General features: G+C 69.0%; 22 protein-coding genes and 1 tRNA gene. 10 read left to right on the forward strand and 13 right to left on the reverse strand.

Annotation, left to right across the window (positions count from 1 at the left end):
• Positions 1-127 precede the first annotated feature (127 nt).
• The 5 genes from CXQ96_RS10455 (at position 128) to CXQ96_RS10475 (ending at position 6,649) form a co-directional block, all read left to right on the forward strand.
• Positions 128-811 carry a response regulator transcription factor gene (locus tag CXQ96_RS10455; protein ID WP_104118131.1) on the forward strand — a complete coding sequence of 228 codons (684 nt, stop codon included), beginning with the start codon at positions 128-130 and terminating at the stop codon, positions 809-811.
• Between the two features lie 146 nt (positions 812-957).
• Positions 958-1,737 (forward strand): ABC transporter ATP-binding protein, encoded by a 780-nt coding sequence (locus CXQ96_RS10460; RefSeq protein WP_104117986.1) that lies wholly within the window; start codon positions 958-960, stop codon positions 1,735-1,737.
• A gap of 1 nt (position 1,738) precedes the next feature.
• Positions 1,739-4,309 (forward strand): ABC transporter permease, encoded by a 2,571-nt coding sequence (locus tag CXQ96_RS10465; protein ID WP_104117987.1) that lies wholly within the window; start codon positions 1,739-1,741, stop codon positions 4,307-4,309.
• Between the two features lie 78 nt (positions 4,310-4,387).
• Complete coding sequence (locus CXQ96_RS10470) at positions 4,388-6,079, forward strand: hybrid sensor histidine kinase/response regulator (protein ID WP_181036428.1); 1,692 nt, start codon at positions 4,388-4,390, stop codon at positions 6,077-6,079.
• Between the two features lie 30 nt (positions 6,080-6,109).
• Positions 6,110-6,649 (forward strand): hypothetical protein, encoded by a 540-nt coding sequence (locus CXQ96_RS10475; RefSeq protein WP_104117989.1) that lies wholly within the window; start codon positions 6,110-6,112, stop codon positions 6,647-6,649.
• A 21-nt stretch (positions 6,650-6,670) separates the two neighbouring features.
• Here the strand turns inward: CXQ96_RS10475 and metG are convergent, their stop codons facing one another.
• The 7 genes from metG to ilvD all read right to left on the reverse strand — a co-directional run bounded on the left by metG (position 6,671) and on the right by ilvD (position 16,579).
• Entirely contained in the window at positions 6,671-8,242 is a 1,572-nt protein-coding gene (gene metG, locus CXQ96_RS10480; RefSeq protein WP_104117990.1) for a methionine--tRNA ligase, read from the reverse strand.
• Positions 8,243-8,299: 57 nt separating this feature from the next.
• Complete coding sequence (locus tag CXQ96_RS10485; protein WP_104117991.1) at positions 8,300-9,229, reverse strand: acetamidase/formamidase family protein; 930 nt, start codon at positions 9,227-9,229, stop codon at positions 8,300-8,302.
• A gap of 13 nt (positions 9,230-9,242) precedes the next feature.
• Complete coding sequence (serA, locus tag CXQ96_RS10490) at positions 9,243-10,835, reverse strand: phosphoglycerate dehydrogenase (RefSeq protein WP_104117992.1); 1,593 nt, start codon at positions 10,833-10,835, stop codon at positions 9,243-9,245.
• A gap of 203 nt (positions 10,836-11,038) precedes the next feature.
• The gene (ilvC, locus tag CXQ96_RS10495; RefSeq protein ID WP_104117993.1) at positions 11,039-12,064 is read right to left on the reverse strand and encodes a ketol-acid reductoisomerase; all 1,026 of its coding nucleotides are present in this window, start codon (positions 12,062-12,064) and stop codon (positions 11,039-11,041) included.
• Positions 12,065-12,115: 51 nt separating this feature from the next.
• Positions 12,116-12,628: an acetolactate synthase small subunit gene (gene ilvN / locus CXQ96_RS10500; protein ID WP_104117994.1), complete on the reverse strand. Its 513-nt coding sequence runs from the start codon at positions 12,626-12,628 to the stop codon at positions 12,116-12,118.
• Between the two features lie 2 nt (positions 12,629-12,630).
• A complete protein-coding gene (locus tag CXQ96_RS10505) occupies positions 12,631-14,511 on the reverse strand; it encodes an acetolactate synthase large subunit (RefSeq protein WP_104117995.1) in 1,881 nt (626 codons plus the stop codon).
• A 364-nt stretch (positions 14,512-14,875) separates the two neighbouring features.
• The gene (gene ilvD / locus CXQ96_RS10510) at positions 14,876-16,579 is read right to left on the reverse strand and encodes a dihydroxy-acid dehydratase (RefSeq protein WP_104117996.1); all 1,704 of its coding nucleotides are present in this window, start codon (positions 16,577-16,579) and stop codon (positions 14,876-14,878) included.
• A 230-nt stretch (positions 16,580-16,809) separates the two neighbouring features.
• Between ilvD and CXQ96_RS10515 the strand changes: the two genes are divergently transcribed.
• Positions 16,810-17,277 (forward strand): hypothetical protein, encoded by a 468-nt coding sequence (locus CXQ96_RS10515; RefSeq protein WP_104117997.1) that lies wholly within the window; start codon positions 16,810-16,812, stop codon positions 17,275-17,277.
• A 28-nt stretch (positions 17,278-17,305) separates the two neighbouring features.
• Here CXQ96_RS10515 and CXQ96_RS10520 read toward each other — a convergent pair whose 3' ends face one another.
• Entirely contained in the window at positions 17,306-18,295 is a 990-nt protein-coding gene (locus CXQ96_RS10520) for a 2-hydroxyacid dehydrogenase (protein ID WP_104117998.1), read from the reverse strand.
• Positions 18,296-18,490: 195 nt separating this feature from the next.
• On the opposite strand from CXQ96_RS10520, the gene CXQ96_RS10525 reads away from it, so the two are divergent.
• From CXQ96_RS10525 to CXQ96_RS10540, 4 genes are all read left to right on the forward strand, one after another.
• Positions 18,491-18,563, forward strand: a tRNA-Lys gene (locus CXQ96_RS10525).
• A 171-nt stretch (positions 18,564-18,734) separates the two neighbouring features.
• A complete protein-coding gene (locus CXQ96_RS10530; RefSeq protein ID WP_146070857.1) occupies positions 18,735-18,977 on the forward strand; it encodes a hypothetical protein in 243 nt (80 codons plus the stop codon).
• A gap of 42 nt (positions 18,978-19,019) precedes the next feature.
• Complete coding sequence (locus CXQ96_RS10535; protein ID WP_104118000.1) at positions 19,020-19,739, forward strand: hypothetical protein; 720 nt, start codon at positions 19,020-19,022, stop codon at positions 19,737-19,739.
• A gap of 201 nt (positions 19,740-19,940) precedes the next feature.
• Positions 19,941-20,423, forward strand: coding sequence for a VOC family protein (locus CXQ96_RS10540; protein WP_104118001.1), 483 nt, complete (start codon positions 19,941-19,943; stop codon positions 20,421-20,423).
• A 46-nt stretch (positions 20,424-20,469) separates the two neighbouring features.
• Here CXQ96_RS10540 and CXQ96_RS10545 read toward each other — a convergent pair whose 3' ends face one another.
• From CXQ96_RS10545 to CXQ96_RS10565, 5 genes are read right to left on the reverse strand one after another with little or no spacing between them, the layout of a single operon-like run.
• Complete coding sequence (locus tag CXQ96_RS10545; protein ID WP_146070858.1) at positions 20,470-21,243, reverse strand: cation diffusion facilitator family transporter; 774 nt, start codon at positions 21,241-21,243, stop codon at positions 20,470-20,472.
• A gap of 10 nt (positions 21,244-21,253) precedes the next feature.
• The gene (locus CXQ96_RS10550; RefSeq protein ID WP_104118002.1) at positions 21,254-21,442 is read right to left on the reverse strand and encodes a DUF2795 domain-containing protein; all 189 of its coding nucleotides are present in this window, start codon (positions 21,440-21,442) and stop codon (positions 21,254-21,256) included.
• A gap of 58 nt (positions 21,443-21,500) precedes the next feature.
• The gene (locus CXQ96_RS10555; protein ID WP_104118003.1) at positions 21,501-22,364 is read right to left on the reverse strand and encodes a glycosyltransferase family 2 protein; all 864 of its coding nucleotides are present in this window, start codon (positions 22,362-22,364) and stop codon (positions 21,501-21,503) included.
• A complete protein-coding gene (locus CXQ96_RS10560; RefSeq protein ID WP_104118004.1) occupies positions 22,361-23,953 on the reverse strand; it encodes a PfkB family carbohydrate kinase in 1,593 nt (530 codons plus the stop codon). The genes CXQ96_RS10555 and CXQ96_RS10560 overlap by 4 nt, the downstream gene beginning before the upstream one ends.
• A complete protein-coding gene (locus CXQ96_RS10565; protein WP_104118005.1) occupies positions 23,953-25,362 on the reverse strand; it encodes an aldehyde dehydrogenase in 1,410 nt (469 codons plus the stop codon). The genes CXQ96_RS10560 and CXQ96_RS10565 overlap by 1 nt, the downstream gene beginning before the upstream one ends.
• Between the last annotated feature and the right edge of the window lie 39 nt (positions 25,363-25,401).

Genomic DNA, 25,401 nt, shown 5'->3' on the forward strand with positions numbered 1-25,401 from the left:
GCAGTTGGACACGCAGGCGGACACGCAGGCAGAGAAACAGGAGAACGAGAGCATCGTGGTGAGTACAGCAGGTACAGCGGAAACACAGGCTACTGCCGACCCGACCGGCGACGGCGGCACCATCCGCATCGCCATCGTCGACGACCAGCACCTGGTGCGCAGCGGCTTCGCCATGCTCATCAACTCCCAACCCGATCTCCGGGTCGTCTGCGAGGCCGCCAACGGAGAGGAAGCGGTCCGCGCGCTCTCGGTGACGCGCGCCGATGTGGTCATGATGGATGTGCGCATGCCGGGCATGGACGGCATCGAGGCAACGCGGCGCATCCTCGCGGGGAACGGGCAGGCACGTGGGGGAAGCAGCGAGCCCCAGGGACCGCGGATCGTCGTGCTGACGACCTTCGACCTCGATGAGTACGCGCTGTCGGCGATCCACGCGGGTGCCAGCGGCTTCCTGCTCAAGGACGCGCCACCGGAGGAACTGCTCGAGGCGATCCGCACCGTGCACCGCGGCGACGCCGTCATCGCGCCCTCGACGACGCGCCGGCTGCTGGACCATGTGGCGCCCCTGCTGCGGCAGCCTTCACCTGCACAGGACGCGCATGCCGCAGCGGTGGCGCGCCTGACCGCCCGCGAGCGCGAAGTGTTCGAGCTTATCGCGCAGGGACTGTCCAATCCGGAGATCGCGGCGAAGCTGTTCCTCTCGGAAGCGACCGTCAAGACGCACGTAGGGCACATCCTCGCGAAGCTCGAGGCACGGGACCGCGTCCAGGCTGTCGTCATGGCCTACGAGACGGGTATCGTCCGCCCCTGACCGCAGCCGCGCTGCCGACGGCCGTCGGTGGGCACCTGCGGTCGCAGTGGGCGCGCTCCCCGCTCATCCCCCGGGATGAGACGGCACCGCGGAACGAGGGACCTGGCGGCGATCCGTCCGGAGGCCGTGATCCATAGCGTGGGAGCATGACAACTTCCACGAATCTTCCCGGGAGCCTGACGGGCTCCCCCTCCCCCGCTCCATCCGCTGCCGTCGCTGCCCGCGGCGTCTCCAAGAGCTACGGCCGCGGTGAGACCGCCGTCCACGCACTCCGGGACATCTCACTCGACTTCGACCGGGAACGCTTCACCGCGATCATGGGACCCTCCGGGTCGGGCAAGTCGACCCTGATGCACTGCCTCGCCGGGCTGGACAGCATCGACTCAGGGCACCTCTGGATCGGTGGGACCGACATCACCGGTCTTCCGGATGCGGCACTCACCCGGCTCCGCCGCGAGCGCGTCGGGTTCGTCTTCCAGTCTTTCAACCTCGTGCCGACCCTGACCGCCGAGCAGAACATCACGCTGCCGGTCGCGCTCGCCGGCGGTACGGTGGACACCACCTGGCTGCAGCAGATCTCGGCCTCGCTCGGACTCGAGGACCGCCTGTCCCACCGCCCCCACGAGCTCTCGGGTGGGCAGCAGCAGCGGGTCGCCGTCGCACGCGCCCTCCTCACGCGGCCCGACGTGATCTTCGGCGACGAGCCGACGGGCAATCTCGACTCGGCGACGGGCGCCGAGGTGCTGTCGCTGCTGCGCCGGAGCTGCCGCGAGATGGGCCAGAGCATCATCATGGTCACGCACGACCCGGTGGCAGCCTCGTATGCCGACCGTGTCGTGCTGATGAGGGACGGTGCACTCGTCGGAGAACTCGAGCAGTCCACGCCCGACGCCATCCTCAGCGCCCTCGCGACACTGGGGGCCTGACATGCTGCAGGTAGCCCTCGCACAGATCCGCGTCCACTCCCGGCGCTTCATCGCCGTCGGCCTCGCCGTGATGCTCGGTGTCGCCTTCCTCTCGGCGACACTCATGGTCAACGCGACCACCCGAGCGAGCCTCAGCGAGAGCATCGGAGCGTCGTACGCCAAGGCCGACCTCATCGTGTCGGTCGACGACGGCAGCGCCGTGCCCGCCGACCTGGCCGACGAGCTCGCCGCCGTGCCCGGCGTGGAGGTCGTCCACGGCCTCGAGCGCGCCCACACCCAGCTCCTGACCGGTGATACGACATCGCTCGCGGTCCTCACCGCCTCCGCGCCGGAACAGCTGGAGACCGCGCAGCTCATGACGGGCACCTACCCGTCGGAGCCCGGCCAGGTGGCACTGGACGAGGCCTCTGCCGCGCGGCTGGACGTCACACCCGGTGATACGGTCGCCGTCGATGCCGGCGCTTCCCCCTCCTCCCTGGGCGACGCCCTGACCGTCACGGGCCTGACCCTGCCGAGCGACGATCCGACGCAGTCAGGAGTGGTGCAGGTCCTGGCCTCCACGGCCCTGGTCCGCGAACTCAACGGTGGTGAGACCGCCTTCCGCAACGTGCAGCTCGCCCTGGTGCCCGAAGCAGAACCGACGCCGGTTGCGGAGGCCGTCACTGCTGTCCTGGCCGCGTCGCCGACCGCCGGGGACGCCGTCGTACGTTCCGCCGCCGAGCAGACGACGGTCGACGTGGCACGGCTCTCGGGTGGCACGGATGTGCTGACGGGGATCCTCCTCGCGTTCGCGGCCGTCGCGGTGATCGTCGCCGGGCTCGTGATCTCCAATACCTTCTCGGTCCTCGTGGCACAACGGACCCGTGAGCTCGCCCTGCTGCGCTGTATCGGTGCCGAGCGACGCCAGGTCCGGATGTCCGTGCTCGTCGAAGCCGCCGTGGTCGGGATCGTGTCCTCGGTGCTCGGCGTGCTCCTCGCGATCGGTGTGATGGCCGGTCTCGTGGGCCTCGCACGGCGAACGGACTTCGGCTCCTTCGCCGTGCTGGCTGTGCCACCCTCGGCCGTGGCCATCGGAATCGCCGTGGGCGTACTGATGACACTCCTCGCCGCGCTCGTCCCCGCACGGGCCGCCACCCGGGTCGCCCCTCTGGCCGCACTCCGTCCCATCGAACCCACTGCCGTCGGGACAAGGAGTGGGCGGGTCCGGCTGGCCGCCGGACTCGCTGCCCTCGTCGGTGGCGGGATGCTCCTGCTGCTCGGAGCCGTCTCGGCCGCGATCGTCCCGGCCGTCGCAGGCGGTGCCGTGTCCTTCCTCGGCGTCGTCCTGCTCGCGCCGTTCTTCGTTCCTCGGAGCGTCGCCGCGATCGGCAGAATGGCCCGTCCCCTCGGTGTGCCGGGGAGCCTTGCATCGGTCAATGCAGTGCGGAACCCCTCCCGCACCACGTCGTCCTCGGCTGCGCTGATGGTCGGCGTCACGCTCGTGACCATGATGATGGTCGGTGCGCAGACCGCCCGCGTATCGCTCGAGCGCGAACTCGACGAGAACTACGCCGTCGACCTCGCTGTCTCGGGTTCTGGTTCCGCGTCCGCGCAGGACGGAACGGGAGAGCCGATGACCCAGCGGGTGGATGTGCCGACCCTCCTGGACGTCGACGGCGTCCGGACGGTCGTCGAGCTCACACCCGTCCTGCTCACCTCCCCGGACGACGGCGGGGCGCTGGTCTACGCCGCGGATCCGGGGCAGATCGCCGACGTCCTACGCTCCCAGGGAGTACAGCTCACGGACGGGATGGTCCTGGCACCGCAGGACTGGACGCAGCCGGAGGTGACCCTGGAGACAGCTGATGGGGCAAGGACCCTGCCGGTCACGTCGACCGGGGCGGCGTTCTTCCTGCCGTTGATCACCACCGGAACGGCACAGCAGCTCGGGGGTGCGCCGACCGACGCCTTGGCGACGTATCTCGGGGATACCGGCGGAACTGAACCGGTAGCCGAGGACGAACAGCTCGCCGGATACTTCGGCTCCACCTTCTGGATCAAACTGGACGATGCACGGGATGCGCAAGCCGTCGTCGATGTCCAGTCCAGCATCGTGGACGCGACCGGAGTCTCCGAGTACCAGGTCACAGGTGCGGCGATCGAACGCGCGGCCTACAACCAGGTCATCGACGTCATGCTCCTGATCGTGACGGCCCTGCTCGCCGTTGCCGTGCTGATCGCACTCATCGGCGTCGCGAACACCCTCTCATTGTCGGTGCTGGAAAGGCGCCGGGAGAACTCCCTGCTCCGTGCCCTCGGTCTCACCCGGGGACAGCTGCGCGGGATGCTCGCGGTCGAGGCCGTACTCATCGCGGGTGTGGCGTCGCTGCTCGGATCAGGGCTCGGGGTCCTCTACGGCTGGCTCGGCGCTCAGTCGGCACTGGGCGGGACCCTCCCCGTCACCCCCTCCGTGCCGGTCGCCCAGATCGGGCTGGTCCTGGCGGTAGCCGTCGCGGCCGGGCTCATGGCATCCGTGCTGCCCGCTCGCCGGGCGGCCCGCCTGTCTCCCGTCGCGGGCCTTGCCGCCGACTGACCGACGACACACGGCGCCTCCCGACCTCGGCCGACGGCCTATATTAGGAGCATTGCAGGAGAGGTCGGAGAGGACGCCGTGGGGCAGCACGAGGTAGGAGGGACTCGCGGTGAAGCGCTCGCTGTCGTCGCGTCCCCGTCGGCGCAGGAGCGGTCCGAGATGCAGCGCGTCCTCGGCAGCCACGGTCACCGCTCGACCACCGTGGCCACGGCACCGGACGTGCTGAACGAGGTCCTCGTCACGCGACCCGACATCCTGCTGGTGGACCTGGACCTCGCGCTCGCCTACGCCGGTTCCCTGGCCGAGGTGGTCGGCGAACATCCGGAGCTCTCCGGCCTCCCGGTCATCGTCCTCCTTCCGGAGGGCGGCGTCGACGCGCTGCCGGCGACGCTGGCGCCCTACGTCTCGGACGTCGTCTTCCGCCCGGTGGACCCCGTGGAACTGCTGCACCGGACGCGTGCCATGATCTCGCGACGCCGCCGGCACGAGGAGCAGCGGGCACTCTCGTCGCAGCTGCGCGAGGACATGAGGTCCATCTCAGCCAGGATCAGGGCCACGAACGACCCGGCCGTGATGATCGACCAGTTCCTTCCGGGGATCGGGCGGGCGCTGGGCGCCCGCCACCTCGCGCTGCAGATCTTCGACGACGAACGCGTCGGCGTCGGGAGCAGCAGCTGGACCAGCGGACCGGGCGCAACCCGCTCGAGCCCTGCCACCCCCGAGCCGGAGCACCAGGATGCCGCCCTCACCCTGGCGCTGCGGCTGTGGGAGGATGCCACCACCGTGCCCTTCCACACCGGACCTGCCGGGGCCGGTGGCGTCGCGGTGCCGCCCTGGCTCCGGGACGGCCTCGGTGATGATCGGACCGCCAGCGGATTCGTGGCCGCGCTCGGCGAGGGCGACACTCCCTTCGGGCTGCTCTGGGTCGTCAATGACACGGCACCCTCGGCCCGGTCGGGACTCGAGGGTGCGCTCACCCAGCACGTCCTCGGCAACCTCGCCCACGGACTGATCCAGGCCCAGCTCATCTCGCGGCAGCAGCAGGCGGTGCGCAAGCTGCGTGCGCTCAACCAGGCGAAGACCGATTTCGTCGGCACCGTGAACCACGAACTCCGGACCCCGCTGGCGTCGATCTCCGGGTACCTCGAGATGCTCATCGACGGCGCCGGCGGCGAGCTGCCGCCCGAAGCGAGCACCATGCTGCAGGCCGTCGAGCGCAACGCGGTGAAGCTGAGTCAGCTCATCGAGGACATCTCGGCCCTCTCGGCGCAGCAGACCGACGCGTCCGAGCACGGGCCCGTGGACATCGTGCACCTGGTGTCGCACCTGACCGACCGCCTGGCGCTGCAGGCTTCGACCGGTGGGATACACCTGGCATGCTCGCTCCCGGACCACCCTGTCACCGTCTCCGGAGATCGTGACGAGCTCTCCGCCGCCATCGTCATCCTGCTGTCGAACGCACTCAAGTTCACCCACGCGGACGGCAGTGTGTTCGTCGACCTGATGGTCGAGCCCGACAACGGCCAGATGGTCCTGGTGATCAGGGACACCGGAATCGGAATCCCCGCGGAGGATCTGCCGCGCCTCTTCGACTCCTTCCACCGGGCCTCGAATGCGCAGCAGTCGCTGCCGGGGGCCGGAGTAGGACTGTCCATCGCCAAGAAGACCTTCGAAGCGCACCACGGGACCATCTCGATCGATTCGACGCTGGGCGTGGGGACGTCGGTCGGCGTCACGCTTCCGCTCCTGGATCATGCTGCCGTAGGGTGATGTGCTGAAGATTCCACGGAAGGAACGCTCATGACGCGCGCCACGGACGGCATTCCGGTACGACAGCTGGACCTGGGCACGCTCCTGCCCTACCTCGACCTGCATCTCGTCGGCGCCACGAACGGCGTGCGGCTCTTCGGGGCGGCCCGGGTGTCGTGGGCGGGGACGCCGTACGAGGAGGACTTCTCACGGCTTCGGCAGGAGATCGGTGAGGAGCGGGCGTTCCTGAAGCGCTTGATCAAGGCCCTCGGCCACCGGCCGAGCCTCCTCAAGATGGCTTTCGCCCGCGTGATGTCCGTCGTCGCCGAACTGGATCCGCTGAATCCGACGCGCCGGAAGAAGACCGCCGGAGCGCAGCTCGAGCTCGAGGCACTTCAGTCGCTTCTGCGCGGCAAGGAAGCCCTGTGGGCCACGCTGCTCGCCCTCTCCCCCGACACCGGGGCCACTCCCGGCGAGGATGTCCTCGACCGGACGGTCCTCGCGCGATTGCTCGAGGCGTCCAAGCGGCAGCAGGACACCGTGGCGCGGGTCATGACGGAGACGGCGTCAGCACGCTTCCTGATGGGCTGACGCCGTCTCCGCTCCTGCCCGTCAGGATTCCGCAGGTTCTTCGTACTTGGGGAACACCGGCGAGGGCGCGGGCAACGCGGTTCCGGGCTCGATCCTGCGGGCGATCGCGCTGAAGAGGCGGCTGGCGTCGTCGCTCCCCGTTCCCTGACCGAGTGCGGTGAGGATCTGCCCGGCGCTGGTCGGCATGACCGGCTGGGCAAGGATCGCCACCACCCGGAGCACCTCCAGCGTCACGTACAGGACGGTGTTCATGCGCTCGGGATCGGTCTTGCGGAGCACCCAGGGCTGCTGGTCCGCGAAGTAGGCGTTCGTGTCCCCGAGAACCGCCCACACGCTCTCGAGCGCGCGGGAGAACTCCTGCTTGTCGTACGCCACCCGGCTCGCCTCGAGCAGTGCGTGCGCCTGCTCCAGGATCTCGGTGTCCGCGGGCGCGAGGTCGCCCGGCCGGGGCACCGCTCCGCCGCAGTTCTTCGCGACCATCGAGAGCGATCGCTGCGCCAGGTTCCCGAAGTTGTTCGCGAGATCGGAGTTCATGCGTCCGACGACCGCCTCGTGGCTGTAGGAGCCATCTGCACCGAACGGGACCTCGCGCAGCAGGAAGAAGCGCACCTGATCCAGGCCGTACTGGGCCACCCAGTCAGCAGGGGCAACGGTGTTGCCGAGCGACTTGGACATCTTCACGCCACGGTTGTGCAGGAAACCGTGGATCATCACGCGCTTGGGAATCCCCAGCCCGGCGGACATGAGGAATGCCGGCCAGTAGATGGCGTGGAAGCGGGAGATGTCCTTGCCGATCACGTGGACGTCGGCAGGCCAGAACTTCCGGAAGCGCTCCGAGTCGATGTCCGGAAAGCCCACGCCGGTGAGGTAATTGGTCAGCGCATCCACCCACACGTACATGACGTGGCGGTCATTGCCCGGAACCGGCACACCCCAGTCGAAGGTCGTGCGGCTGATGGAGAGGTCCTCGAGTCCGCGCTTGACGAACGAGATGACCTCGTTGAACCGGGGCTGGGGTGCGCCGAACTCCGGCTGCGCCTCGTAGAGGTCCAGCAGCTTCTGCTGATATGCCGAGAGACGGAAGAAGTAGCTCTCCTCCTCCGTCCAGGTGACCTCTGTGTCCGTCTCCTTCGCGTACCGCACGCCGTCCTCGCGGACCTCCGTCTCGTCCTCGCCCCAGAACGCCTCGTCCCGCACGGAGTACCAGCCGGCGTACTTGTCGAGGTAGATATCCCCGTTCGCCTCCATGCGCTTCCAAATCTCGGTCGCTGCGGCGTAGTGGTCCTCATCGGTGGTGCGGATGAAGCGGTCGTAGGAGGTGCCGACGGCATCGTTCATGTCCCGGAACGCCGACGCGTTCCGTGTGGCGAGGTCGCGGACCGGGATGCCCTCGCGATCAGCCGCCTGCTGCATCTTGAGCCCGTGCTCGTCCGTCCCCGTCAGGTACATGACGTCGAAGCCGTCGAGCCGCTTGAACCGCGCCATGGCGTCGACGGCGATCGTCTCGTAGGCATGCCCGATGTGAGGCACCCCGTTCGGGTAGGAGATGGCCGTGGTGATATAGAACGAGGGCTTTGCGTCTGCGGAGGTCACCCTATGAAATTACCCCGGTCGGTGCGTATTTACCCAAGTGCGAAGGTCCGTCCCCGGTCAGCCCTGCCCGACGGCGTCGATCGCCAGCACGGCGTGGACGCCCCACGTCTGGTTCGCGATCTGGGTGACCCGGAGGTCGACGACGGAGCTGGCGAGGGCGAGCGCCACCTTCCGCTCCACCCCGTGGAGATGCTGGAGCCAGGTGAGCATGGCACCGAGCGCCTCAGCCGTCGCCCGGTTGAGGTCCGCGTCGAACCCGAACGTGATGCGCGACGTCGGAGTGACCGCGTGGATGCTGCCGAGCGGCGCATCCCGGGCCACGTCGACCGTGAGCGTGGTCGTCATGCCGCACTCGATGGCGGTGCCACCCACTTCGCCGTCGCCCTGTGCCGCGTGACCGTCACCGAGGTGCAGCAACGCGCCGGGCACCGTGACCGGCAGGAACAGCGTCGAGCCGGCCGTGAGCTCACGGCAGTCGATGTTGCCGCCGCCCTGCGTGCGCGGCGGCGTCGTCGAGTGCTCGCCCGGCTCGATCGGCGGGAGCCCCACCACGCCGAGGAACGGGGCGAGCCGGACGACGTGCCCGTACTGGTTCGTGCCCGTTCCGGCCCCGCTGTCCAGTTCCCACAGGAGCCAGGCCGGATCGGTGCCCTCCAGTCCCATACTGCGCATGAAGGCGTCATCGCGGCGTCCGGCCGCCGTCCAGCCCCACTCGGCGGTCTCGAGCGTCTTGAAGCGGACCGACAGCACGTCCCCCGGCATGGCACCGGCCACCTCGATCGGTCCGGTCAGCGCATGGCCCCGACGGTGCTCGAACCGGTAGGGCGTGACCGCTCCCGGCGATCCCTGGCGTTCGAGGTGCCCCCACGCGTCGAGGGATTCGACGACGACACGGTCGCCGGGCTCGATACGCAGGACGGGTGGGGTGTCCCGCGACAGGACCTGCGTGGCCGTTCCCGGCGCCGCGGGCACATGGTGGGTCGCCATCGTCGCCCTTCCGTCAGTCCTGAAGATCCACTTCCCGAGCAACCGTTGCGCCGATCTCGGCGCGGATCGCGTCGAGGACATCCTGTGGCACGGAGCTGTCGACGGTCAGGAGCGACAGCGCCTGGCCGCCTTCCTTGTTGCGGGCTACCTGCATGCCGGCGATGTTGATGCCGCGCTCCCCGAGGAGGCGTCCGAGGGCGCCGATGACGCCGGGCCGGTCGGTGTACAGCAGCACCAGGAGGTGATCGCTGATCGGGATCTCGAGGTCGTAGCCGTTCACGCCGACGAGCTTCTCGACCTGCTTCGGCCCGGTCAGGGTCCCGGCGACCGAGATCTGCGACCCGTCGGACAGAGCGCCGCGCAGGCGCAGTACGTTCCGGTATTCCTCCGACTCGGGGGTGGTGACGAGCCGGGAGGTGACGCCGCGCTGCTCCGCGAGGACAGGGGCGTTGACGTACGAGACCTGTTCGGACACGACATCGGTGAACACACCCTTGAGCGCGGCGAGCTCCAGGGCCTTGACGTCCAGGGAGGCGATCTCGCCGGCCACTTCGATGTCGATCTGTGTCAGGGAGGCGTGCGTCAGTGCCGTGAAGATGCGACCCAGCTTCTCCATGAGCGGGATGCCGGGGCGCACCGCCGGGTCGATGACGCCACCCGCGACGTTCACGGCGTCGGGTACGAGTTCACCCGCGAGTGCGAGGCGCACGGACTTCGCGACGGAGATGCCCGCTTTCTCCTGGGCTTCCTCCGTGGATGCCCCGAGGTGCGGCGTGACGACGACGCTGTCGTGAGCGAAGAACGGAAGATCGGTGCTGGGCTCCTTCACGAAGACGTCGACGCCTGCGCCTGCGATCTGGCCCTGCTCGAGCGCGGTGTGCAGCGCCTCCTCGTCGACGAGCCCTCCGCGCGCCACGTTGACGACGTACGCGCTGTCCTTCATCAGGGCGAAGGCGTCGGCGCCGAGCATGCCGACGGTCTCGGGCGTCTTCGGCATGTGGATGGTCACGAAGTCCGACTCACGCAGCAGCTCGTCCAGGGACACGAGGCGCACCCCGAGCTGCGCTGCGCGCGCCGAGGTGACATAGGGGTCGTACGCGAGGATCTGGGTGCCGAACCCCTGCAGCCGCGCCGCGACCAGTGCACCGATGCGGCCCAGGCCGATGATGCCGATGTTCTTCTCGTACAACTCCGTGCCCGAGTACTTCGAGCGCTTCCACTCCCCGGCCTTCAGAGCCGCACTGGCCTGCGGGATATTCCTCGCGAGGCTGAGGATGTGACCGACGGTGAGTTCCGCGGCGGAGATGATGTTCGACGTCGGAGCGTTCACGACCATGACGCCGGCCTGGGTGGCCGCCTTGATGTCGACGTTGTCCAGGCCCACTCCGGCGCGTGCGATGACCTTCAGTTTCGGTGCAGCCCTGATGGCCTCCTCGTCCATCTGCGTCGCCGAGCGCACCAGGACGGCATCGACGTCCGCCAGCGCCGCGATGAGCTGCGTGCGATCGGCACCGTCGGTGCTGCGGATCTCGAAATCGGGTCCCAGCGCTTCGACGGTTGCGGGTGAGAGTTCCTCGGCGAGGAGGACGACGGGCTTGGTGGTCACGGGATTTCCTTCTGCGGGGAACTGGCGGGATCAGGCGGGATCAGGCGGGATCGAACGGAATCAGCGGTGTCGGACGTCCTCGGACGGTGTCGCGAGCACACCGGCCGGGAGCCGGACGGGAGCGGACACGACTCCGGCAGGGCACGTGCTCGTCACTGAGCGTCGATCACGTGTCCTGCCGGAAGGACCGAAGGGGGCTGGCGCTAGCGCGCGACCGAACCCTCGGTGTAGTCGTCGTTCGTCTTGATCCAGGAGAAGAGCTTGCGCAGTTCGCGGCCCGTGCTCTCGATCGGGTGATCCTCGCCCTTCTTGCGCAGCGCCGTGAACTCGGGAGCGCCGGCATCCTGGTCGTCGATGAAGCGCTTGGCGAAGGCACCGTTCTGGATGTCCGCGAGGACCGCCTTCATGTTCTCCTTCACCTCGGGGGTGATCACGCGCGGGCCGGAGACGTAGTCGCCGTACTCCGCCGTGTCGGAGACGCTCCAGCGCTGCTTGGCGATACCACCCTCGACCATGAGGTCGACGATGAGCTTGAGCTCGTGCAGCACCTCGAAGTACGCGACCTCCGGCTTGTAGCCTGCTTCGGTCAGCGTCTCGAAGCCGTACTGGACGAGCTGCGACGCACCGCCGCACAGAACGGCCTGCTCGCCGAACAGGTCGGTCTCGGTCTCCTCCGTGAAGGTGGTCTCGATGACCCCCGCGCGGGTGCCGCCGATCGCCTTCGCGTAGGACAGGGCGAGGTCGCGGGCCTTGCCCGAGGCGTCCTGCTCGACGGCGATGAGGTCGGGGACGCCGCGGCCGGCCTCGAACTCGCGGCGGACGATGTGGCCGGGACCCTTCGGGGCCACGAGGGCGACGTCGACGTCCGACGGCGGCTGGATGTAGCCGTAGCGGATGTTGAAGCCGTGGCCGAAGAACAGGGCGTCACCGGCCTGCAGGTTCGGCGCGATGTCGTCCTTGTACACGTGCCGCTGCACCTGGTCGGGGGTCAGCACCATGATGAGGTCCGCTTCGGCGGTCGCCTCGGCGACGGAGAGCACCCGCAGCCCTTCGGCCTCGGCCTTGGCGCGCGACGCCGATCCTTCCTTCAGCCCGACGCGCACGTCGACGCCGGAGTCCCTGAGGCTCAGGGCGTGGGCGTGGCCCTGGCTGCCGTAGCCGATGACTGCCACGGTGCGGCCCTGGATGATGGAAAGGTCTGCGTCGTCGTCATAGAACATCTCGGTCACGGGTGTTTCTCCTTGGGGTGGGTGATGCTGGAAAGGGTTGGGAAGGGTGCCTCAGGCGCTGCGCAGGGCGCGGTCGCTCATCGACTTCGCACCTCGGCCGATCGCGAGAGTGCCTGACTGGACGATCTCGCGGATGCCGAACGGCTCGAGCACGGACAGGAGCGCCGAGAGCTTCTCGGGGGTGCCCGTGGCCTCGATGATCAGCGAGTCGATCGACACGTCGACGACGGAGGCCCGGAACAGGTCCGCGGCCTGGGTAACCTGCAGGCGCGTCGCGGCGTCGGCCCTGACCTTGATCAGGACGTGGTCGCGCTGCACGGACTGCTCCGAGGTGAGCTCGACGATCTTGATGACGTTGATGAGCTTGTTCAGCTGCTTGGTGACCTGCTCGAGGAGGTCACCCTCGGCTTCCACCACAACGGTGATGCGGGACATGCCCGCTACCTCGGTCGGTCCGACCGCGAGGGAGTTGATGTTGAACGCCCGCCGCGCGAACAGGCTGGCGACTCGCGTCAGGACGCCGGGCACGTCCTCGACGAGCACGGAAAGGGTGTGTCGTGCCACCGTCAGTCCTCCTGTTCCCATGTGGGGGTCATGTTGCGCGCGATCTGGATGAGGTCGTTGCTGACGCCCGAGGGCACCATCGGCCATACCATCGAGTCGCGGCTCACGACGAAGTCGATGACGACCGGGCGGTCGTTGATGGCCAGTGCCTGCTCGATGGTCGCGTCGATGTCCTCGTCCCGCTCGCATCGCAGGCCGACGCAACCGTATGCGTCGGCGAGCTTCACGAAGTCCGGGACGCGCACGGTGTCGTGGCCCGTGTTGAGGTCCGTGTTCGAGTAGCGGCCCTCGTAGAAGAGCGTCTGCCACTGCCGCACCATGCCGAGCGACGAATTGTTGATCACCGCGACCTTGATCGGGATGTTGTTGATGACGCAGGTCGCGAGTTCCTGGTTGGTCATCTGGAAACAGCCGTCGCCGTCGATCGCCCAGACGACGCGGTCCGGGTTGCCCACCTTGGCACCCATCGCGGCGGGGACGGAGTACCCCATGGTGCCCAGGCCGCCCGAGTTGAGCCAGGCATGGGGGCGCTCGTACTGGATGAACTGGGCAGCCCACATCTGGTGCTGGCCGACGCCCGAGACGAAGACGCCCTCGGGTCCGGTCAACTCGCCGATGCGCTTGATGACCTGCTGCGGAGCCGACAGGCCGTCGTCGGGCTGGGTGAAACCGACCGGGTACGTCTCGCGCAGGTGGCGGATGGTCTTCCACCATGCCGAGATGTCCGGCCGCTCCTGTGCGTCGAACGCCTCGCGTACCGCAGCGGTCAGTTCAGGGATGATCTCCTTGACCGAGCCGACGATGGGGACGTCCGCGGTCCGGTTCTTGGAGATCTCGGCAGGATCGATGTCCGCGTGGATCACCTTCGCATGCGGGGCGAAGCTGGACAGCACGCCTGTCACGCGGTCGTCGAAGCGCGCACCCAGGGTGATCAGGAGATCCGCCTGCTGCAGCGCCGTCACGGCGGACACCGAGCCGTGCATGCCCGGCATTCCCACATGCTGGTCGTGCGAGTCGGGGAACACACCCCGCGCCATGAGGGTCGTGACCACCGGGGCGCCGACGAGCTCGGCGAGCTCCTTCAGCTCGACCGAGGCATGCGCCTTGACCACGCCGCCGCCGACGTAGAACACGGGGCGCTGCGAGGCACCGATGAGGCGTGCGGCCTCGCGCACCTGCTTGGAGTGCCCGCGGACGACGGGCCGGTAACCGGGGATGTCCACCTTGGGCGGCCAGGAGAACGTCATGGACGACTGCTGGGCGTCCTTGGCGACGTCGACCAGCACGGGTCCGGGACGTCCGGTCGTGGCGATGTGGAACGCCTCGGCCAGGACGCGCGGGATGTCCTCGGCCTTGGTGACGAGGTACGAGTGCTTCGTGATCGGCATCGTGATGCCGACGATGTCCGCCTCCTGAAACGCATCCGACCCGATGAAGGCGCTGGAGACCTGGCCGGTGATGGCGACCATGGGCACCGAGTCCATGTGGGCGTCGGCGATCGCCGTCACGAGGTTGGTGGCGCCGGGACCCGACGTGGCGATGCAGACACCGGGACGCCCTGTCACCATGGCGTACCCCTGTGCCGCGTGGCCGGCTCCCTGCTCGTGGCGGACGAGGATGTGACGGAGCTTCGTCGACGCCAGCAGCGGGTCGTAGGTCGGGAGGATGGCTCCGCCGGGGAGGCCGAAGACGTCGTCGACGCCGAGCTCCTCGAGGGATCGGACGATCGCCGCCGAGCCGAGCATCTCGGTGGGCGGGACGACCCTGTTCGGGCCGCGAACCGCGCTCACAGGGACGACGGAGGCCGTCTCACGCGCGGGTGCTGCGGGAGGTGCTGGCCTTGCTGCCAGCAGCGCTGGGCTGATGGGCGATCCCTTGGACATCTGAGACTTCCTTTGGAACGGGTGCTGCACTGCTGCAGCGATGACTGCGGACGGACTTCCACGGGCTTCCCTGCCGACAGGTTGTGTCAACAAAAAAACCCCTCAGCCGTATGAGGCTCTGCGAGGGGTTGCGCGTGACTGTAGTCGTCTACCGGACGGGGTTCAGGCCACGCGCTGTATAAGGACGACGACTACGGGTTCGAGCTGCATACCTGTAGTTTCCACGCCCCGTCGAAACGGTGTCAACCGCACCTGTCCCCGTCTCGCATCGTGGACAGGCTGTCCGACCAGTGGACGTCACCCTCCTGGTCGGCACGATCCGGGCCGGAGTTCCTCCTCCGGCCCGGATCCCCCTCTGCCACCCCTAGCCCGTGTACGCACCCTTGGACGCGGAGTGCACGAGCTTTGCATACTTCGACAGGACGCCTTTCGTATAGCGGGCCGGCAGGGGCGCCCAGCCCTCCTTGCGCCGCTCGAGCTCCGCTTCGTCGACCAGGAGGTCGAAGCTCTTGGCTGCGATGTCGACGCGGATGCGGTCGCCGTCACGGACGAAGGCGATGGGACCGCCGTCGACCGCCTCCGGGGCCACATGGCCGATGCAGAGGCCGGTCGTTCCTCCGGAGAAGCGGCCGTCGGTCAGCAGGAGCACGTCCTTGCCCAGACCGGCACCCTTGATCGCGCCGGTGATCGCGAGCATCTCCCGCATGCCGGGCCCGCCCTTCGGCCCCTCGTAGCGGATCACGACGACGTCGCCCGCGTGGATCCCGCCGGCGTCGAGTGCGTCGAGCGCCCCCTGCTCGCGCTCGAAGACGCGCGCGGTGCCCTCGAAGACGTCGGCATCGAAACCCGCGCTCTTGACGACGGCGCCCTCGGGAGCCATCGAACCGTGCAGGATCGTGATGCCACCGGTCTTGTGCATCGGGTTGTCGAGCGCGCGGAGGATCTTGCCATCGAGGTCCGGCGGATCGATCTCCGCGAGGTTCTCCGCAAGGGTCTTGCCGGTCACCGTCAGGCAGTCCCCGTGCAGCAAGCCGGCCTCGAGCAGTGCCTTCATGATGACCGGCACGCCGCCCACCTTATCGACGTCGAACATGACGTAGCGGCCGAAGGGCTTGAGGTCGCCGAGGTGCGGGATCCGGTCACCGATCCGCGTGAAGTCGTCGAGCGTCAGTTCGACCTCGGCCTCGCGGGCGATCGCCAGCAGGTGCAGCACCGCGTTCGTCGAGCCGCCGAACGCCATGGTGACTGCGATGGCGTTCTCGAACGCCTTTTTCGTCATGATGTCGCGGGCCGTGATGCCGAGGCGCAGCAGGTTCACGACCGCCTCGCCCGACTTCTGCGCGAACGTGTCGCGACGGCGGTCGACCGAGGGCGGCGCTGCCGAGCCCGGCAGGGACATCCCGAGGGCCTCGCCGATGCAGGCCATCGTGTTCGCCGTGTACATCCCACCGCACGCGCCCTCGCCCGGGCAGACGGCGCGCTCGATGCTGTCGAGGTCCTTGAGGCTCATCCTGCCTGCAGCGCAGGCTCCGACCGCCTCGAAGGCGTCGATGAGGGTGACCTCCTTCTCGGTGCCGTCCTCGAGTTTCGCGAAGCCGGGCATGATGGTGCCCGCGTACAGGAACACGGAGGCGAGGTCGAGGCGGGCCGCCGCCATGAGCATGCCCGGAAGCGATTTGTCACACCCGGCGAGGAGCACCGACCCGTCGATGCGTTCGGCCTGCATAACCGTCTCCACCGAATCAGCGATGACCTCACGGGAAACGAGCGAGAAATGCATTCCCTCGTGGCCCATCGAGATGCCGTCGGACACCGAGATCGTACCGAACTGCATGGGGAACCCGCCCGCGTCACGCACGCCCTCCTTGGCGCCTTCCGCCAGGCGGTTGAGCGACAGGTTGCAGGGAGTGATCTCGTTCCAGGAGCTTGCCACGCCGACCTGCGGCTTCGCGAAGTCGTCGTCGCCCATGCCCACGGCTCGCAGCATCCCGCGGGACGGTGCCGCATGGATGCCGTCCGTGACGACCCGGCTTCTTGGCTTGATGTCTGGGGTTGTTTCCGCGCTCATGGGTCCAAGTCTAGGCCCGCGTTACAGGCCCGTTTCGCCGTATGACCCTCCTGTTACAACCCCCCCGCGACGGAGACAGAAGCCCGGAGCTCCCGCGCGGCTCCTCGTGCCGTGGGTCGAGCCTCCGGTACAGTGTGGGTTTCGCGGGCGATTCCGGCCCGCCGGCCGAGCGCACCGCGAGCAGTCCCCGAGGGGACGCGTCCGACAGCCTCCTACCGCAACGGCGTGACATGACTCCTGACGAGCCCCGCGACCCCGCTCCACCGCTCGACGGCGGGCAGGGACTGAAGAACGCCCTCCGGCGCGTGTTCGACGCCCAGATTCCCAACTACGGCGACTACAACCTCGTGTTCGCAGCACGCCATCCCGGGCGGGGGGAAGCAGTCACGACGGATACCGGCTATGTGATCGGGTACAGGTGGAAGCCCGTCGAGCTCATGATCGCGCCCGTCGACCTCACCGCCATCACCAGCGCCGGTGTGCCCATCGAGGTCAACATGACGAACCTCGCCCACGCACTGCAGTGGGACGGCGATGACAGCTACGAGGTGGGCACGAGCACCGGGCGCGCCTTCCGTTTCGGTGTCTCGGAAGCCCCCGTGCTCGACATCGGTCCCGGCAGTCCCCTGCGGCTTGCGCAGGACGACGACGTGACCGACTTCAGGGCGTTCATGGAGTCGTTCATCTCGATGGCATGAGCCCCGCGGCCCTGTGAGCCGGACTGCGCTATTCCCAGGGGCCCCGCCGCACGAGGTTCAGCGGCTCCCGGCCGCTTCCGAGCCGTTCGACCTGACGCTTGAGCAGCGCGAGGATCCGCGGCGGGAAGGCCTCCGTGTTCCCTCCGACGTGCGGTGTGATGAGAACACCGGGCGCGCTCCACAGCGGATGTCCCTCGGGCAGTGGTTCAGGATCCACGACGTCGAGAGCCGCCATGAGGCGCCCTGCCACCACCTCCGCCGTGAGCGCCCCGGTGTCCACCACCGCACCCCTGGCCACGTTGACCACGAGCGCTCCGTCCGGCAGAGCCGCGAGCACGTCCCGGCCGATGAGGCCCCTCGTCGCCTCGGTCAGCGGCGTGATGACGATGACGACGTCGTGGTGCGGAGCGAGCGCCACGAGTTCGTCGGAGCCGTGGACGTGCCCGAACTCGTCGTCGCGCGCCGCGCTGCCGACGCGCGTCACGGTCGCTTCGAACGGCGCGAGTCTCTTGCGGATCTCCTCGCCGATTCCACCCACACCCACGAGGAGGACCCGACGGTCGGCCAGCCCGGGATAGCGGGCGCTGTGCCATCGGCCCTCCCCCTGCTGGCGCACGGCGTCGTCGATGCCACGCAGCGAGGCGAGGGCGAGTCCGACGGCCAGCTCCGCGGTCGCCGCCGCATGCACCCCTGCCGCCGTCGCTATCGCTACCTCCGGGGCCACCAGGTCCGCGACCCCGTCGTAGCCCGTGGACTGCGTCTGGACCAGCATCAGATTGGGAGCGGAGTCCAGCGCGCCATCCAGGTGGGCGCGGCCGGTGTAGGGCAGGACGGCGGCGTCGAGCTCCGTCAGATCGAACTCCTCTGGCGCGTCGAGGAAGTCCCAGAGGACGACCTCGACAAAAGGCGAGACGCCCGCCAGTTCATTCCGCAACTCAGCGGACGGGACGCTCAGGGTTCGGACCTCCTGGCGTGCCGTGTCCGAGTAGTCGTGTCTGGCCGGAGCGGGATTCGTCATGGCGCCAGCCTAGCGCCGGGGCGTCGTGGCGTCCGTCGATTCCACAGAGTGGACACCGCGGGGTCTGCCACCATCGATCTGGGACCCTACGGACCGGCAGAGCCACCCCGATTTAAGGTTTCGGCTCAAGTACTGGTAGAGTTTCATGCTGTTGCGGATGACCCGAGCGAGTGAAATCGGGAGGGAAAACGCCACGCACCTCTAGCTCAATTGGCAGAGCAATTGACTCTTAATCAATGGGTTTCGGGTTCAAGTCCCGAGGGGTGCACCTCGAATCCCCGTTCATCAGGTCTCGCCGCCTGGAGGACGGGGATTCGTCTTTTCTCCGTCCTCCAGGCGATTTTCCGGTCCGGTCAAGCCCGCAGGGCGTGCTGGATACCCGTTGCCCGGGCGCCGTGGATTCCTGCACGATGGCAGGTATCCGACTCCGGAGGACACCATGTTCAGGAAGGCCGCCGACGCGCCGCCCACCATCGAATTCCATCCGTGGCCCCGACCCATCCCGGCCCACTACCTCTCGTTCCTGCAGGTCGCGGTCCTGCTGGGCCTCGTCACCGCCCTGCTCCTGACGGTACTTCCGTCCCTTTCGGTCCTGCATCTCCTCGTCAGCGGGCTGATCCTGGCGGCGCTCCTCCGGAGGACGCGAAGGCAGCATCCGGGCCGCGAGCGGACCGGGGACTGATCGGCCCGGCGCCCCGCCGGTATCCGGGCCTACCATGGACGCGTGAACGAAATCCTGTCCTTCGCCGGTCACTACTGGTGGCTCGTCTTCCCGCTCTCGGGCGTGTTCGCCGTGTGGGGACGGTCCTGGACCGAGGCGAGCGAGCGCCGCCACCAGCGCAGGATGGAGCTGTACCGCCTGAAGCATCCGGGTGCCGTCCAGGGGCACGGGTCGACCGAGCACCCCGCGCACGGTCAGGAGCGGCCGGAACGCGGGAACGAACGGAACGTACAGCAGGTCGCGCGTCTCCACGACGAGATCGACAGGAAATGGCTGTCCTACGAGCTCGACGCGGCGAAGCTCATCGACTACCCGACCATGACCGACGTCAGGGAGCCCCTGACGGTCGCCTTCCTCCGGGCCAAACGGGAAGCGGACTCCCTCCGGCCCGAGGATCCCACCACGGTCACTGCCGAGGAGCTCTCCGACTACCGGTCCGCCGTCACCTCGTACGACGTCGCCTTCCAGGTGGCCGAGACCGAGGCCCGCCGCGTGCGGGCGAGCGGCTTCAGCGTGGAGGAGCGGCAACGGCTGGAGACGGCCCGGAAGCTCGTGACGGTGGCGATCGACGACGCCGCCACCGCCGCCGAGCGCCAGACGGCCTACCGTCGTGCCCGGCGCGAACTGGACGGCCTCATCGTCCTGCCGGACGCCACGATCACATCGCTGGAGGAGAAAGTCGCAGGCGCGATCAGCGCGCGCCCCGAGCCGACGCCCTCCTGATCGCCCGGACGCTGCGGACCACGGCTCCACGGCACCACGGCTCCACGGCTCCACGGCTCCACGCCGCCAAGGTTCCCCGGTTGCAGAACCCTGCGGCCCTCGTCGTCCTGCCCTTCCCTGGACGGCCCGGCTGGACCATAATCGCAACCATCACCGGCACCCATCGAGCGTGGCGAGAGCCACCGGTCAGAGGCGGACACCATGGCAGCGACGATCAACACCTATCTCAGTTTCAAGGACACCGCCGCGCAGGCGATGGAGTTCTACCAGTCCGTGTTCGGCGGGGAACTCCAGAGCAGCACCTTCGCCGAGTACCAGGTGAGCGAGGACCCCGCGGAGCAGTCCAAGATCATGCACTCGATGCTGACCACTCCCTCCGGTCAGGTCCTGATGGCCGCGGACACGCCGAACAGCATGGAGTACTCGGCCCCGGCCGGGCATTCCCTGTCGGTCAGCGGCGACGACGAGGCCGAGTTGCGCCGCTACTGGGAGGCACTCTCGCTCAGCGGCAGCGAGATCGTGCCCCTCGCCCTGTCACCGTGGGGGGACAGCTTCGGTATGTGCGTCGACCGCTTCGGGATCACCTGGATGGTGAACATCGCCGGCGGGTCCTCGCAGGATGCGGCGGTGGCAGGGTCGACTCCGGCTCCCGTGGACACGGCCGGGGACGCCACCGGCGTCTGACACGCCGAGCCGCTGCCGTGTTCCGGGGCGTCGGAGCCTCAGGGCGTCAGGCTCCTCCGGCGTCGGCCCCGCTCCCCGCCGGGAAGGAGAGAGCCGGTTCGTCGGGCGTGGACAGCGTGAGAACGGCTTCCTCGATCCGTTCGTGCTGCTCGATGTCGCGCTCCACGGCCCTGAGTGACACCGCGACGTCGTGCTCCCGGCGGTCGCCCACCAGGTCTACCTGGGCCACGAGGTAGAGGCCCTCGGGGCCCACGTACTCGAGGTGCAGGTAGGTCACCCGCTCGATGCTGCTGTGGGCCGTCAGCCGGGCGGCGACGGCTTCCAGCGTCGACGGCGACACGGCCTGGCCGACGAGGAAGCGGCGGTTGCGGTCGATGAGGACGAGGGCGATCACGCCGAGGAGAACCCCCACGAGGATCGAACCGACGGCATCCGGCACCGGGGATCCGGTCAGCTGGTGCAGCAGGATCCCGAGGAACGCGATCACGAGGCCGATCAGCGCCGCCGCGTCCTCCGCGAACACCGCACGCAGCGTGGGGTTCGACGTGGTTGAGACGCTCTGCAACGTGGTGGTGCCCCGCTCGCGCCCGGCCTTCTTCGCCCACCGGAAGGCCTGCGTGAAGGAGATCCCCTCGAGGACGAAGGCGACCGCGAGGATGGTGACGGACAGCACGGCCTCCCCGCCCGACGCTCCCGTCCGGTCCCCGTGGTCCTCGGGCCCGGCCTGCCGGCCATCGTGCGATGCCTGGTTCTTTATGCCGTCATTCCCGCCCCCGCCGATGACGGCACTTCCCCGGCAGTGCGTCGGAAGTGCCGTCATCGGTGCGGTTCTACTTGGACGCTTCCTTGTTCACATCCGTCGGCGAGTCGAACTCGCGGTCAGGCAGGCCGTTGAGCGTGTCCACGACCGCATCGTCGGCGCCCTTGTCCTTCGCGTGCTGGACGAGGTCCTCCTTCGATGCCGGATACTCCATGCCGCCCAGTGCCTTCTGGATGTCGATCGGGCTCGGATCTGCCATGTGGTGCTCCTTCGTATCGGTTACCTTGCACGGTGGTGCTCCCGGTCGGAGAGCACCGTCACTGGCCCAGGATCACGTGGGCAGCGTCTATCTCACGGTCCGTCACCGTGGTGGGCGCCTCGAGGTGGACGGCTCCCGACGGGATGATGCCCGCCCCTCCGTAGCGCTCCATGACGCGCCACTGCGCGGCGACGTCCTCCCCGGCATGCTCCGGAGGCAGTCGGTCCCAGAAGTCGAACCCACCGCACTCCACGAGGGACTCCCTGTCGAACAGGACGCACCCGCCGACCCAGGCGACCCTGTACAGCAGCCACTCACCGGGCGGTACCGCGAGGTCGGCGGCGGCATGCGCCAGGTTCGCCGCGTTGTGGAGCGGCCACCGGGCGAACCCTGCGGTTCCCGGGCGGATCCGCTCGGGCTGCACCCTGTTGCCGGGCCACAGCGCCAACTCGGTCCGCTCATGGGGCCGACGGTCGTCGAGGTAGGACAAACCCTGCACGGCGGACCCCACGAAGCCGCAGCCGGCAGCCTGCAGTGCCTTGCACATGCGGCCGAGGGACCCGGGCTCGAGCCAGACGTCGTTGTCGAGGAAGAGGACGAACGGAGCGCGTGCCAGTCCCAGGAGGTACTCGCGGTGTTCGGCCAGCCCCCTGCGCGGCAGGTGCCGCTCGAGGCGGACGTGCCGTCCCTGGGCTTCGAGCACCCGCACCATGGCACGCACGGCCGGCGCCGTGAAGGATGCCACTTCCCCTTCGGTCTGGTCGCTCACGATCACGCGGAACGGTACGCCCTCCTGCGCGGCGAGCCCCGACAGCGTGACGGCGAGTTCCGCGGGACGCCCGAAGGAGGGGATCAGCACATCCACGAGGGGCTCCTCGGCGGGCGCTTCGACGGCCCACTCCCCCGACCAGCGCAGTGTCACGACGCGTCCCCCGCCACGGGCGTCGACCGGATCCTCCGGACCACGGCCGCGGTGGACCGTTCCGGCACGTAGTCGAGGATGCTGACCCTCCCGCCGCAGGCCTCGACGGCCGGCGCCTCCTCCAGCATCTGGGCGGTGTAGTCACCGCCCTTCGCATAGACGTCCGGCTTCAGCAGCTCGATGAGCGGGACCAGGGTGTCGGTCCCGAAGACGGTGACGTAGTCGACGCAGCTCAGCGACGCGATGATGCCCGCGCGGTCGGCGATCGGGTTGATGGGGCGATCGGGGCCCTTGAGCCTGCGGACGCCGTCGTCGTCGTTCAGCGCCACCACGAGGACGTCGCCGAGCTGCTTCGCCTGGTTGAGGTAGCGGGTGTGGCCCCGGTGCAGCACGTCGAAGCAGCCGTTCGTGAGCACGATGCGCTTGCCGGCCGCGCGGTCCTCCTCGACCCTGCGCAGGAGGTCGGCCGTCGCCAGGGCCGTGTCCGCGAACTGCTGGAGATGACCCGTCAGGTCGGCCGTCGTGCAGACGGAGGTGCCGGGCCGGTGCACGACGACGTCGGCGGCGGCCTGCGCGAGGTCGAGGCTCGTGGTGAGCGGCAAGCCGACCGCGCGTGCAGCCGTGAGGCTCGCCACGAAGGTGTCCCCCGCGCCGGAGGCCTGCTTCTCGGTGGCGGGCTTGGCCCAGGTGCGGTGTTCCTCGCCGTCCTGCCCGAGCAGCACCGTGCCGTCACGGTCCAGGGTGACGACGACGGCGGCGGCGTTCGTGGCCGCGAGGAGCTCGGTCCGCCGTTCCGCCACCGTCGCAGCCCTGTCGGACCGCGGATCGAGGCGCGTCGCGAGGACCTGCGCGGCCTCCTGCGCATTCGGGGTGACGATGTCCGGCTCCAGGGCGGACCACACGGCGGTGTCATGCGCGTCGACGACGACGAGCATGCCTGGATCCAGCCTCGAGGCGTGCCCGAGTGCCTCGCGGACCTCGTCGCCCAGAGCGCCGGACCCGTAGTCGCACACGACGACGGCATCAACCCCCGCGACCGCGTCCGGAATTCTTGCGGCGAGCGACGTGATGGCGGACGGTGGAAGGCCGTCGTGCGTGTCGTCGAGCCTGAGCATGACCTGGTCCCCACCGAGGATCCGGTACTTCGTGGTGGTGCTGACCCGCTCGTCCTGCACGAGGTCCGTGGTGTCCACGCCCGCGGCGTCGAGGATTCCCCGCAGGCGGCGCCCGGCGTCGTCGGTTCCGATCAGGCCGCACATCCGGACCCTCGCCCCCAGGGCGGCGAGGTTCATCGCCGTGTTCGCCGCGCCTCCCGCGGCATAGTCCCGCCGGGTGATGTCCACGACGGGCGCGGGCGCCTCACGGCAGAACCGTTCGATGGTTCCGCTCCACCAGCCGTCCAGCATCGCGTCGCCGACGACCGTCACACGCGGCGACCGGTCGGCGATGGCTGCGGGGACCCACGCCGCGAGGCCGCGTACCTCCGAGAGGTCTCCGGCGATGTCGTCCGCGTCGTGTACGCCCGGCACCCGCTCGTCCGGCAGGAGCTCGGGACGGTCCGCCTGGTCGTTCCGTCGCGCGTCGTCCATCAGGCACCCTCCTGCGGCGCACTGATGTGCACGACCTTCACGAGGGCGAACTCGTCCAGCAGTTCCGGTCCGTAGCCGAAGCCCGCCCCGCTGATGCCCCGCGGCTGCGCGGACCCGCCCGGCGCACCGCCGAAGACGGCGTTCACCTTGACCGTGCCCACCGGGAGCCGGGCGATCGCCTGCTGGGCGTGCGCGATGCTGCCCGTCAGCACGGAGGCGGCGAGGCCGTAGGGGCCGCCCGCGGCAAGCCGGAGGCCCTCATCGAAGCTCTCCACGACGGTCACCGGTGCGACCGGTCCGAACGTCTCCTCCGTCATGACGTTCATCGCCTCGGTGCACCCGGCAAGGACGGTCGCCGGGTAGTGGGCGCCCGGCCCGTCCGGCACCGAACCACCCTCGAGGCATTCCGCGCCGAGCCGGATGGCTTCGCCGACCTGCCCGTCCACGATGTCCCGCATGCGGCGGTCGACGAGGGGCTGGCGATTTCCGCCGGCGTTCCGCCGCCGTGCCTCGTCGACGAGCGCGGCCAGGAACGGCTCGGCGATTCCCCGGTGGACGTAGATCCGTTCGACCGAGGTGCAGATCTGGCCGCTGTTGGCGAAGGCACCCAGTGCTGCCTGTGAGGCCGCCCAGACGGGATCGACATCGGCGTCGACGATCAGCGGGTCGTTGCCGCCGTTCTCCCGGATGACGTGTGCACCGGTGAGTGACGCCGTCCGCGCGATGCGTGCTCCCGTAGCGCTGGAGCCGACGTGGGCGAAGACGTCCACGCCGGTCTCCATGGTCAGCATCTGGCCCACCTCGGCGCCACCGGTCAGCGTGGTGAGGACTCCCTCCGGGAAGGCGGGCTGGAGCAGGCGCCCCAGCAGTTCGCCGACGTGGGGGCAGCGCTCGCTCGGCTTGTGGATGACGACGTTGCCGGTGACCAGGGCTGCACCGATGAGTCCGGCGGCGACGGCCACCGGATCGTTCCACGGCGTCAGGAGCACGGCTACGCCGCGCGGCTCCGCGACGGTGTAGTCGGTCGCAGTGACCGCGCCACGGAGGCTCAGCCCACGGTGCACCGGGCCCAGTTCCGCATACTGCTCGAGGGTCGAGATCCCGGCCTCGATGCCGCCCAGCGAGTCCTCGAGCAGCTTGCCGGTCTCCCGCGTGTTCAACTCCGCCAGTTCCTGCGCGCCGTTCCGCAGCGCGGCGGCAGCTCGGCGCAGGGCCGCACCGCGGTCCGCCGGGCTCGTCGCGGCCCATTCCGGCTGCACGGTCCGCGCCAGTGAGATGGCGAGTGCCACCTGCTCGCGAGCGACGCAGGGCAAGGTGCCGACCTCACTGCCGTCCCGCGGGTCATGGATCGTGATCGATCGATCGGCCTGCACATCAAGCAGAGTGTCTGCCTGGGAGTTGATGGACATTGCGCTCCTTGATGTCGAGTACCGGCGCGGCTCGTTCCC

This window comes from Arthrobacter sp. B1805 (assembly GCF_002929745.1).
Classification (GTDB): Bacteria; Actinomycetota; Actinomycetes; order Actinomycetales; family Micrococcaceae; genus Arthrobacter_D.